Raw genomic sequence first — 11,831 nt, 5'->3', positions numbered from 1 at the left:
TACTACTAGCTTTAATTTGCTACTTCGTTTATAAATTTAATTCTCATTAAACGTAATTCTTCTTCGTCGTAATCACCATCAAACTCATCTAAAGCTTCTTGTATACCATCTGTTTCTGCTTCCATAAAATAATCATGAATTTCTTCCTGTTGGTCTTCATCTAATAAATCATCCAAAGAATAATCGATATTTAATTTTGTTCCAGAAAATATAATTACTTCCATTTCCTTAATGAGTTCATTCATCTCTAAACCTTTAGATTTAGCAATATCAATTAGAGGAAGTTTTTTATCTGTATTCTGAATAATAAATAATTTTAAACTAGATTTAATTCCAGTACTTTTTACAATTAAATCATCTGGTCTTAATATGTCATTATCCTGAACATAACTCGAAATTAATTTTACAAAATCTTTACCAAACTTACGTGCTTTACCTTCTCCTACACCATGTACCGTAGAAAGTTCTTCTAAGGTTATTGGATATTTTAAAGCCATATCATCTAAAGAGGGGTCTTGAAAAACAGCAAATGGCGGAACACCTTGTCTTGTTGCTACTTTTTTACGCAAATCTTTTAATAGTTTTATTAATTTTACATCTGCAGCACCTAAAGAAGCTTTCGCATTGGTTACAATGGCATTATCATTTTCTTCACTATAAGAATGATCTTCCGTCATCATAAAAGAAGTAGGTTTTTTCAAAAATGCCTCACCTACTTTTGTAAGTTTTACAACGCCATATTGTTCTATTTCTTTTCTAATATAATGTACTACTAAAATTTGACGAATTAAAGCCATCCAATAAGCAGCAGGTCTATCTTTCCCAATTCCAAAATGTTCTTGTAAGTGAGTTTTATGAGAAGTTAAAAGTGCATTTTCTTTCCCAATAATGGTATTTACTACTTCTTTAGATTTGTATTGCTGTAAGGTATTTTTAATCACCGTTAGTAATTTTACCACGTCATCTTTGGCTTCGTGCTTTTTCTTCGGATTTCTAGAATTATCATCCATATCTGCACCATCACCATTTACTTCATCAAAATCTTCACCAAAATAATGCAGCAAATATTTTCTTCTATTCATAGAAGTTTCTGCATATCCTACTACTTCTTGCAACAATGCATGTCCTATTTCTTGTTCTGCAACAGGCTTACTTGCCATAAATTTCTCTAACTTTTCTATGTCTTTGTAAGCATAAAAAGCCAAACAATATCCTTCGCCATCATCTCTACCAGCTCTACCTGTTTCTTGATAATAACTTTCTAAACTTTTAGGAATATCATGATGAATTACAAAACGTACATCTGGTTTGTCTATTCCCATACCAAAAGCAATAGTTGCCACAACAACATCACAATCTTCCATAAGAAACATATCTTGATGTTTTACACGGGTTTTAGCATCTAAACCGGCATGATATGGCACAGCTTTTATACCGTTTACTTGTAAAATTTGTGCTATTTCTTCTACTTTTTTACGACTTAAACAGTATATAATACCAGACTTACCTTCGCGTTGTTTTACAAAACGAATAATATCTTTTTCTACATCTTTTGTTTTTGGTCTCACTTCATAAAATAAATTAGCTCTATTAAAAGAAGCTTTAAATCTATTTGCATCTGTAATACCTAATGTTTTTAAGATATCTTCTTGTACTTTTTCTGTTGCAGTTGCCGTTAAACAAATTACAGGAACATTATCTATTGCTTTAATAATATGTTTTAAATTTCTGTATTCTGGTCTAAAATCATGCCCCCACTCAGAAATACAATGTGCTTCATCAATAGCCACAAAAGAAATTTTTTGAGTTCTTAAAAAAGTTACATACTCTTCTTTAATTAAAGATTCTGGGGCAACATATAAAAGTTTTGTAATTCCATTAGCAATATCTTCTTTTACTTGCGCAACATCCGTTTTATTTAAAGAAGAGTTTAAAACATGAGCAACACCATTATGTTCAGAAATACCTCTAATGGCATCTACTTGATTCTTCATTAATGCTATTAATGGCGAAACTACAATTGCAGTACCTTCTGTCATTAATGCAGGTAATTGATAACATAAAGATTTGCCGCCTCCTGTAGGCATTATTACAAAAGTATTCTCATTATTAACAATACTTTTAATTACCTGCTCTTGTAATCCTTTAAATTTATTGAATCCAAAGAATTTTTTTAGCGGTTTATGTAAATCCATTTATTTATAAATATTCGTTTAATTTTTAAAAACTATTACAAACCCAATATTAAGTTTGCTGTAACTATTTTTTATAGTAAATTTGCTTGTTTATATATATAAAGATATAACTTTTTTTTATTCTGATAAAATTGCAACCACTTTGAAAAATAATAACTCAATTATTCATACAGCAAAAAAAACTATTTTAACTGAGAGTAATGCTATTGCTAATTTAGCAAAATTAATTGATGCAAATTTTGAAAATGCTGTTAAATTTATTTTAGCCTCTAAAGGACGTGTAATTATTACCGGAATTGGCAAAAGCGCAAATATTGCTACTAAAATTGTAGCCACTTTTAATTCTACAGGAACGCCCGCTATTTTTATGCATGCGGCAGACGCTATTCATGGAGATTTAGGTAATGTGCAAGAAGACGATGTTGTAATTTGTATTTCTAAAAGTGGTAACACTCCAGAAATAAAAGTGCTAATTCCTCTTATTAGAAATTATGGTAATAAAATTATTGCCATTACAGGAAATATAGATTCTTTCTTAGGCAAAAATGCCGATTTTACACTAAATACTTTTGTAGAAAAAGAAGCGTGTCCTAATAACTTAGCACCAACTTCTAGCACTACTGCACAATTAGTTATGGGAGATGCCTTAGCAATGTGTTTATTAGAATTGAATAACTTTTCTAGTAAAGATTTTGCAAAATACCATCCAGGTGGCGCATTGGGTAAACGTTTGTATTTAAGAGTTTCAGATTTAGTCAAAGAAAATCAAATTCCTAAAGTTGCAGAAAACGATACTATTGCAAAAGTAATTGTAGAAATTTCTGAAAAAAGATTAGGAGTAACAGCAGTACTTAAAGAAGATACTATTGTTGGAATTATTACGGATGGAGACATCAGAAGAATGTTAAGTAAATCTACAGATATACAAAGCTTTACCGCAAAAGACATTATGGGTAAAAACCCAAAAACAATTGATAAAGATGCCATGGCAATTGAAGCTTTAGAAACTTTAGAAAGCAATAGCATTACTCAAATTTTAGTAGTAGATAAAGCTCATAAATATGTGGGCGTTATTCATTTACACGATTTAATTAAAGAAGGAATTTTCTAATGGGAAAAGAACAAAAAGAAATGTCCTTTTTAGGGCATTTAGAAGTATTAAGATGGCATTTAGTTAGAGGCGCAGCCGCTATTTTTATTATTGCAATCGTATTATTTGTATTTCAAAAAGAAGTATATGAAAACTTTTTATTAGCACATAGAAAACCAGATTTTCTAACCTACCGCCTTTTCTGCGATTTCTTTACTTTTTTAGGTATGGATAGTGGCTTTTGTAATGTTGTTTTTAAAGATAATTTAATAAGTTTAAAACCAACCCAACAATTAATGAACTCTATATGGGTGTCTTTTATTTTAGGAATAATTTTAGCTTTTCCTTACCTATTATGGGAAATATGGCGCTTTATTGCACCCGGTTTAAGAGAAAATGAAATTAAAAGATCTAGAGGATTTATTTTTGTCGCTTCCTTTTTATTTTTCTGCGGAATTGCATTTAGCTTTTATGTAATAGCTCCTATATCTATTCATTTTTTGTACAACTATCAAATTACAGATTTAATACAAAACAACTTTACCATGGACTCCCATATCGGACTAGTTACCAATATGTTACTAGGAGTCTCTATTCTTTTCGAATTGCCTGTTTTGGTTTACTTTTTAACAAAAATTGGTCTAATAACACCTCAATTTTTAAAAAAATACAGAAAACATGCATTGGTAGTTGTTCTAATATTAGCTGCTATTATTACCCCACCAGATATTGCTAGTCAAGTAATTGTGGCCATTCCTATTTTAATTTTATATGAAGTAAGTATAAAAGTTTCTAAAATGGTTCTTAGAAAGCAAGCTAGAGAAGAAAAAAAGGCACAGAAAACACCAAGAATTTAATATCTATTTTGTGAAATAAACATGTATAATTTATTGAAGAGCGCTAAAATTATTTACATAAACATAATTTTAGCACTGTTTATTTTTTTATTGTCTATTTGTAAAATATTATTTTAGCAACATATTAAGATATAGAAATAATCTAATCACTATTTTTACCCCGATATATTTCAACAATTACCCTTTAAAAACATGATTTTAAGAGCAGACAATATTCAAAAAATATACGGAAGTAGAAAAGTAGTTCAAGGCATTTCTCTAGAAGTAAAACAAGGTGAAATCATAGGGCTTTTAGGTCCAAATGGTGCTGGAAAAACGACTTCTTTTTACATGATTGTTGGTATGGTAAAACCAAATGGCGGTAAAATATTTTTAAATGATGAAGAAATTACCGAAGATCCAATGTATAAACGTGCAGAAAAAGGAATTGGATATTTAGCACAAGAAGCCTCTGTTTTTAGAAAATTATCTGTAGAAGACAATATTATGTCTGTCTTACAATTTACCAAATTGTCTAAAAATGAACAAAAAAAGAAATTAGAATCTTTAATTGAAGAATTTAATATTGGGCATGTTCGTAAAAATATAGGAGATTTATTATCAGGAGGAGAAAGACGTAGAACAGAAATAGCACGTTGTTTAGCCTCTGACCCAAATTTTATTTTATTAGATGAACCTTTTGCAGGTGTAGACCCTATTGCTGTTGAAGACATACAAAGTATTGTTGCTCATTTAAAAGATAGAAATATAGGTATTTTAATTACAGATCATGATGTGCAAGCTACTTTAGCTATTACAGATAAAACGTATTTAATGTACAATGGAAGTATCTTAAAAGAAGGAACTCCAGAAGAATTGGCTGCTGACGAAATGGTACGTAAAGTATATTTAGGAAAGGATTTTGAACTAAAAAAGAAGAAATTTATTTAGTTTTTAAAATTTCCAATGTGCCAAAGAATTCCAGATGGGTCATGTAAAAAAAATTCTTTTCCCCAGTCATTTTCTACAATTTCTGAAAGCTTCACATTTGAAAAATTTTCTGTAAGTTTTTTTGTTTTTAACTCGGCCAAAAATGTTTCTAAATTCTCAACTTCTAAAAACAACATCAAATTATCTACCCAATCTTTTACATAAGCGTTTTGTAGATAAAAGCCAAAGTTATCAACCAACTTAAAATAAGACATATTATCCGAAAGTACTATTTCTGAAAAACCAAAATCCTTATAAAACCTCCTTGATTCTTCAAAATCTTTAGCTCCAATAAAAGCTCTTATCGATTTAAAAGTGTGTTTTTTATCCATAATGATTCAAAATATATTAGAATTTTATTTCATAACTTACATACCGCACAATTTTAAAACCTAGGTATTTCTAAGCTATTTTATTTTTGCTAGAATTTTGTACCACAGATAAAACAACATACAGTATAATAATTAAAGGAATAGCAATATACTGTAAGAAAACAATCATTAATAAAGAGACTAATAAAAACAAATACTTTACAGCGTTATTTTTAAAGGAATACTCTTTAAATTTTAACGAAAATAAGGGTAATTCTGCATTCATTAAATAGGTTAACAATAAAGTTATCCCAATTAAAAAATAACTATTACTCATTAAATTTTGTGCAAACTCAATAGTAGAATATTGCTGAATTAAAGGCAAAGAAATCACAAACAAACTCATTGCAGGTGTTGGCAAACCTATAAAAGAATCAGATTGTCTTGTATCAATATTAAATTTAGCCAATCTGTAACAGGCTCCTAAAGTTAAAAGCAATCCTAGATAAGAAAACCAACTTAAAGAGTAGTCATTTAAAGAAACAATAGCAATAATTTCTTTCTCTATAAGTTCGTTATTAAAATTCTCAAAACCAGATTGATACAATAAATTAAACATTATTATACCCGGTACAACACCACTTGTTACCATATCTGCCAAAGAATCTAATTGTTTTCCTAATTCTCCAGAAACACCTAATAAACGAGCCGCAAAACCATCAAAAAAATCAAAAAAGATGCCAATAACTACCAATAAACCAGCAGCTGCAAAATTTCCTTGTACCGCATAAATGGTTGCAATTGTTCCGCATAATAAATTACCAAGGGTTAATAAATTAGGAATTTGTTTTTTCATAGTTCTTTTAATTAAAAAAGCTAAAATAAGAAATCCTATTTGGGTAGTTTTCTAATTCGTTTAATTTTTATCATATTTGTAAGAATCCTTTTTAATGTACGTATAAATCCATAGATTTTAAACTTTAAAAATCAAACTTCAACCTAAAAAAAAATGCCATTATTTATATCTGACTTCTCTCCTACTTTACCTTTCAAAAATAATCATTTTAATACAATGTACAGACCCATGTTTATGAAAGATACCTGTAGTTTTTTACGCAAAAGAATTACCACTTGGGATAACGATTTTATAGATTTAGATTTTTCTTTGGTAGGCTCTAAAACATTGGCTGTATTAATTCATGGTTTAGAAGGAAGTTCTGCTTCAAAATATATAACATCTAATTCTAATCACCTAAACAAACATAAAATAGATACCGTTTGTTTTAATTTAAGAAGTTGTTCTGGCGAAGACAATTTGTTGTTAGGCACCTATCATAGTGGTAAAAGTGAAGACCTTAATTTTGTTATCAATCATGTATTAGAAAACTATCTCTATGAAAATATTATACTGTTAGGTTTTAGTTTAGGAGGCAATTTAACCTTAAAATATTTAGGCGAATATAAAGATCAAATCTCTACAAAAGTAAAAGGAGCTATCGCGGTTTCTGTACCTGTTGATATCACTACGGCAGAAGCAGAAATGGACAAACTAAAAAACAAATTGTATATGGAAGTGTTTTTTAAAACGATGAAAAACAAAATTTTAGAAAAAGCTTATAAATTTCCCGAATACAATTTAGACAAAGACAAATTGTTTAAAGCCACAAAATTTAAACATTTAGAGCATTTATATACAGTACCTGTTTTTGGTTTTAAGAGTCCGGAAGATTATTGGGAAAAAGCAAGTTCTAAGCCTTATCTTTTAAAAATAGACAAACCTACGTTACTAATTAATGCCAAAGACGACACTTTTTTATCTAAAGAATGTTATCCGCTAGAAGAAGCAAGAGCTTCAAACTATTTTCATTTAGAAATTCCGAATTATGGCGGCCATGTTGGCTTTATGACATCTTTTAAACCACAAGAAAACAAATGGTTAGAACACAGAGTGGTTCGTTTTATCAAAGAAAACATTCAGATAGATATTATCTAAACAATATCTTTAGAAAACAACAGTTATTTTAGTAAGAATTTAGATATTTGTATTTATAAATGTGCCACTATTGAAACACTTTACTTTTCTTTTATTTTGCTTTTTTTCACTATTTTTAAATGCACAGGCATTTAGAAATTATTCCAATGAATTTTTATCTATTGGTGTAGATGCCGCCTCTTTGGGTATGAGCAAGTCTGTAGTTGCAACTACAAATGATGTAAATGCAATTTACTGGAATCCCGCTGGTTTAGTTGGCATAGAAGATTACCAAGGTTCTTTAATGCACGCTTCTTATTTTGCAGGAATTGCAAATTACAATCATGCTGCTTTTGCAATGCCGGTTGATAAAAATAGCGTTTTAGGAGTCTCTATTGTGCGTTTTGGGGTTGATGATATTTTAAATACCACCGAATTAATAAACAGTGAGGGCAATATTGATTTTAATAGAATAAGTTTATTTTCTTCTGTAGATTATGCCTTTAATGTTGCTTATGCAAGAAAATTAATTTTTAAAGACTTAAAATTTGGTGTAAACGCAAAAATTGTAAGAAGAATAATTGGCGATTTTGCAGCTTCATGGGGATTTGGTTTTGATGCCGGAATTCAGTTTGAAAGAAACAATTGGCAATTCGGAATTATGGCAAGAGATATTACCACAACTTTTAACAGTTGGGCAATAGATGAAGAAGAATTTAATAAAATTAAAGATGCCATTCCTGACCAGAATCAAGAATTACCAGAAAAAACAGAAATTACCAAACCAAAAATTCAAATGGGAATTGCCAAAAATTGGGAAATCGGTCGTTTTTTTAACCTTTTAACAGAAGTAGATTTAAATATGAGGTTCTCTAGAACTAATGATATTTTTTCTTCAGACGCAGTAAGTATAGATCCTGCCGCAGGTTTTCAATTAGATTATGACGGAATTGTATATTTAAGAGCAGGTCTTGGTAATTTTCAATACATTACTGAATATGACAATACACTTTCACTATCTGTACAGCCCAATTTTGGTGTTGGCTTTAAGTACAATGGTATTCAAATAGATTATGCTTTAACCAATATTGGTAGTGTTGGCAACGCCTTGTTTTCAAATATTTTTTCTATAACTATAGATTATAGTTTTTTTAGACCTTAATTTTTTATGATTAAAAAATACCTTCTACTACTTTTTACAATTTCATTTTTAAACAATAGTAATGCACAAGCCCAGCTTTCTGTATATGCAGAAGTTAGTGTGGTAACTGCAGGACCAGGAACCGTTTTATATGAAGCTTTTGGGCATTCTGCCATCAGAATTAAAGATCCTGTTTTAAACATAGATCTTGCTTATAATTATGGAATGTTTGATTTTAACGAACCAAATTTTTATTCAAATTTTGCAAAAGGAAACCTCATTTATAGTTTAGCCCGTTATGATTTTAAATACTTTTTAGCAAGTTATAAAAGAGACAAACGTTGGTTAAAACAGCAAGTTTTAAATATAAATCAAGCTCAAAAACAAGCTTTTTTTATGTATTTAGAAAACAACGCAACTCCAGAAAATGCCAAATATAATTATGATCCTTATTTTAATAATTGCGCCACAAAATTAAGAGATATTACAACAACAATTTTAGGCGATAAAGTATCTTTTAAAGAGGTATCAGAACCAGAAAACCTAACCTTCAGACAATTAACAAACAAAGAAATTCATTGGAATTCTTGGGGAACTGTAGGTTTAAATACCATTGCCGGAACAATTTTAGACAAAAAAGCAACATCTGATGAATACATGTATTTGCCAGATTATGTTTACGCATCCTTTAAAGACGCTATTTTATTTGAACGTAATGAACCCCAAAACCTAATTAAAAGAGAAGATGTTTTGTTAAAATTTGATGAAATAAAACAAACATCAGATTTTATTAGTCCTTTTTTAGTCTTTATTTGTTTCGCAATTTTAGTGTTTTTTATCACCTATAAAGATTTAAAAAACAATAAAAGAACCAAAAGTTTAGACTTTACACTGCTTTTTATCACTGGCTTTATAGGAATTCTATTGGTATTTTTATGGTTCTTTTCTACCCACACAACCGCGCCAAATAATTTTAATATTTTATGGGCATTTGCACCAAATCTTATAGTTGCATTTTTTATGTTGAAAAAGACACCACCAAAATGGTGTAATTATTACTTTAAATTTGTGCTTATTTTAATTCTTATTATTCCAATTCTTTGGCTTTCAAAAATTCAATCCTTTCCAATTGCTGCAATTCCATTGTACTTTTTATTGTTGGGTAGGTATTTATTTTTATCAAAAAACAATAGTTAAAGAAAATGAAATAATGCTCATAATTAATTCAAAAAATTAATATACTTTGGGCGTTACCACGCAAAAAAAGCGTGGTCGGGCTTTTCACTATATCTTTTTTAGTGAAAAACTAAAAAAGGATGCCGTTTCAATCCCTAACGCAACGTACTTCATATGGAACTTACGAAACTAGAAATTATAGCATATCAACCAGAATACGCCAAAGACTTTTACAGTTTAAACGTAGCTTGGTTAGAAAAATACTTTTATGTAGAACCTTATGATAAAAAGGTTTTAAGCAATCCTCAAAAATATGTTTTAAATCCTGGAGGCTTTATTTTCTTTGCAAAATACAACCACCAAATAGTTGGCGTTGTATCCATCATCAACCAACAAACTTTTTTTGAATTGAGTAAAATGGCGGTTTCACCAAAATACCAAGGTTTAAAAATAGGACTACAATTAATGCATTATTGCATTTCATTTGCAAAAAAGAAACAGTGGAAAAGCATCTCCTTATATACTCACAGAAAATTAATTCCTGCCTTACACTTATATAAAAAAGTAGGATTTATAGAAATGCCCTTAGAAGAAAACTCGCATTATAAGCGGTCAGACATTAAAATGATTCTAGAACTTTAAATGATCTTAAAAAAACGTTGCTAAAAATTTAGCGTTTTATCGGAAAATTTTCAGTTATAAAAAACTTTCAATCCCTAAATTATAACTTTTTAAACCAAATCCTAAAATAACTCCTTTACAAACCGGAGACAAATAAGAATGATGTCTAAAAGATTCTCTTTTGTGTACATTAGAAATATGCACCTCTACAACCGGAGTAGTAATACCACTAATAGCATCTGCAATAGCCACAGAAGTATGTGTGTAAGCACCGGCATTTAGTACAACACCATCATAAGTAAAACCAATTTGGTGTAATTTATCTATAATTTTTCCTTCGCTATTAGACTGAAAATATTCTAATGAAATGTTATTATATTTTTTTTGTAACGTTTCAAAATAGTCTTCAAAAGTTTCTGAACCATAAATTTCTGGTTCTCTTTTTCCTAATAAATTTAGGTTTGGGCCGTTTAGTATCAGTAATTTCATAAATCAAAAATACATTTTTAAAATAAAATAAAATGCTATTTTAGATATTTTAAACTTATCTTAATTTTTGCGTTCTGCCCATTTGATAAGTAAGATTTAATATCTTTATCCCATGAATTGGCAAAACGCAATTAAAGATTTTCAGCTTTTTTTAAAAATAGAAAGAGGTCTCTCTCAAAATACCATAGATAGTTATGTTAGAGATGTAGAAAAACTTCTAATTTTTCTTCAGGAAAATGACATAAACGTACCTCCTATTGCTATTGATGAAGATACCATTCAACAATTTATTTATGAAGTTGCTAAAACTGTAACCTCTAGAAGTCAAGCCAGAATTATTTCTGGTTTGCGTAGTTTTTTTGAGTATTTAATTTTTGAAGATTATAGAGAAACCAATCCAACAGATTTAATTGAAACTCCAAAAATTGGAATAAAATTACCAGATACTTTGTCTGAAGACGAAATTAATCAATTAATTACTGCCATTGATTTAAGTCATCCGCAAGGAGAAAGAAATAGAACTATTTTAGAAACCATGTACAGTTGTGGTTTGCGAGTAAGTGAACTCATCACCTTAAAAATTTCTGATTTGTTTTTTGAAGAAGGTTTTGTACGCGTTATTGGTAAAGGAAATAAACAACGTTTTGTGCCAATACATTACAGAGCACAGCAATATATTGCTACTTATATAAAAGCCATTAGAGCTCACATAAATCCACAAAAAGGGTTTGAAGATACTGTTTTTTTAAACCGAAGAGGCAAAGGCTTAACCAGACAAATGATTTTTATTATTCTAAAAAATCTAGCTATAGAAATCGACTTGAATAAAAAAATTAGTCCGCATACGTTGCGTCATTCTTTTGCCACTCATTTGTTAAAAAACGGAGCAGATTTAAGAGCTATTCAGCAAATGTTAGGACACGAAAGCATTACTACAACAGAAGTATACGTTCATTTAGATAAAAGTTATTTAAAAGAAGTGGTAGAAACATATCATCCTAGAAAATAAA

12 protein-coding genes are annotated in these 11,831 nt (G+C 29.4%); 8 read left to right on the top strand and 4 right to left on the bottom strand.

From position 1 onward, the window contains the following. Positions 1 to 11 precede the first annotated feature (11 nt). Positions 12 to 2,195 carry a RecQ family ATP-dependent DNA helicase gene (locus ACSHW5_RS11090; RefSeq protein ID WP_435676199.1) on the bottom strand — a complete coding sequence of 728 codons (2,184 nt, stop codon included), beginning with the start codon at positions 2,193 to 2,195 and terminating at the stop codon, positions 12 to 14. Between the two features lie 142 nt (positions 2,196 to 2,337). Here ACSHW5_RS11090 and ACSHW5_RS11085 point away from each other — a divergent pair, with 142 nt between their 5' ends. From ACSHW5_RS11085 to lptB, 3 genes are all read left to right on the top strand, one after another. Continuing rightward, positions 2,338 to 3,306: a KpsF/GutQ family sugar-phosphate isomerase gene (locus ACSHW5_RS11085; RefSeq protein ID WP_435676198.1), complete on the top strand. Its 969-nt coding sequence runs from the start codon at positions 2,338 to 2,340 to the stop codon at positions 3,304 to 3,306. Next, complete coding sequence (gene tatC / locus ACSHW5_RS11080) at positions 3,306 to 4,142, top strand: twin-arginine translocase subunit TatC (protein ID WP_435676197.1); 837 nt, start codon at positions 3,306 to 3,308, stop codon at positions 4,140 to 4,142. The genes ACSHW5_RS11085 and tatC overlap by 1 nt, the downstream gene beginning before the upstream one ends. A 192-nt stretch (positions 4,143 to 4,334) precedes the next feature. Beyond that, complete coding sequence (lptB, locus tag ACSHW5_RS11075) at positions 4,335 to 5,072, top strand: LPS export ABC transporter ATP-binding protein (RefSeq protein WP_435676196.1); 738 nt, start codon at positions 4,335 to 4,337, stop codon at positions 5,070 to 5,072. On the opposite strand, the gene ACSHW5_RS11070 is transcribed toward lptB, so the two are convergent. Both ACSHW5_RS11070 and ACSHW5_RS11065 read right to left on the bottom strand, forming a co-directional pair. Continuing rightward, positions 5,069 to 5,443, bottom strand: coding sequence for a glyoxalase (locus tag ACSHW5_RS11070; RefSeq protein WP_435676195.1), 375 nt, complete (start codon positions 5,441 to 5,443; stop codon positions 5,069 to 5,071). The genes lptB and ACSHW5_RS11070 overlap by 4 nt on opposite strands. A 70-nt stretch (positions 5,444 to 5,513) precedes the next feature. Beyond that, positions 5,514 to 6,278 carry a CDP-alcohol phosphatidyltransferase family protein gene (locus ACSHW5_RS11065; protein WP_435676194.1) on the bottom strand — a complete coding sequence of 255 codons (765 nt, stop codon included), beginning with the start codon at positions 6,276 to 6,278 and terminating at the stop codon, positions 5,514 to 5,516. Between the two features lie 153 nt (positions 6,279 to 6,431). On the opposite strand from ACSHW5_RS11065, the gene ACSHW5_RS11060 reads away from it, so the two are divergent. The 4 genes from ACSHW5_RS11060 (at position 6,432) to ACSHW5_RS11045 (ending at position 10,353) form a co-directional block, all read left to right on the top strand. Beyond that, entirely contained in the window at positions 6,432 to 7,415 is a 984-nt protein-coding gene (locus tag ACSHW5_RS11060; protein ID WP_435676193.1) for a YheT family hydrolase, read from the top strand. 70 nt (positions 7,416 to 7,485) lie between these two features. After that, entirely contained in the window at positions 7,486 to 8,556 is a 1,071-nt protein-coding gene (locus ACSHW5_RS11055) for a PorV/PorQ family protein (protein WP_435676192.1), read from the top strand. 6 nt (positions 8,557 to 8,562) lie between these two features. Beyond that, a complete protein-coding gene (locus ACSHW5_RS11050; RefSeq protein WP_435676191.1) occupies positions 8,563 to 9,732 on the top strand; it encodes a DUF4105 domain-containing protein in 1,170 nt (389 codons plus the stop codon). A gap of 153 nt (positions 9,733 to 9,885) precedes the next feature. Then, a complete protein-coding gene (locus ACSHW5_RS11045) occupies positions 9,886 to 10,353 on the top strand; it encodes a GNAT family N-acetyltransferase (RefSeq protein ID WP_435676190.1) in 468 nt (155 codons plus the stop codon). A gap of 54 nt (positions 10,354 to 10,407) precedes the next feature. On the opposite strand, the gene aroQ is transcribed toward ACSHW5_RS11045, so the two are convergent. Further along, positions 10,408 to 10,821, bottom strand: a complete 414-nt coding sequence (gene aroQ, locus ACSHW5_RS11040; RefSeq protein ID WP_435676189.1) for a type II 3-dehydroquinate dehydratase — start codon at positions 10,819 to 10,821, stop codon at positions 10,408 to 10,410. 112 nt (positions 10,822 to 10,933) lie between these two features. Between aroQ and xerD the strand changes: the two genes are divergently transcribed. Beyond that, positions 10,934 to 11,830, top strand: coding sequence for a site-specific tyrosine recombinase XerD (xerD, locus tag ACSHW5_RS11035; RefSeq protein ID WP_435676188.1), 897 nt, complete (start codon positions 10,934 to 10,936; stop codon positions 11,828 to 11,830). Position 11,831: the final 1 nt, after the last annotated feature.

Origin of the sequence: Polaribacter sp., assembly GCF_051251875.1 — a bacterium.
Taxonomy (GTDB): Bacteria; Bacteroidota; Bacteroidia; order Flavobacteriales; family Flavobacteriaceae; genus Polaribacter.
The sequence above is the reverse complement of the archived record's forward strand: the minus strand, read 5'-3'. Positions and strand labels throughout refer to the sequence as shown.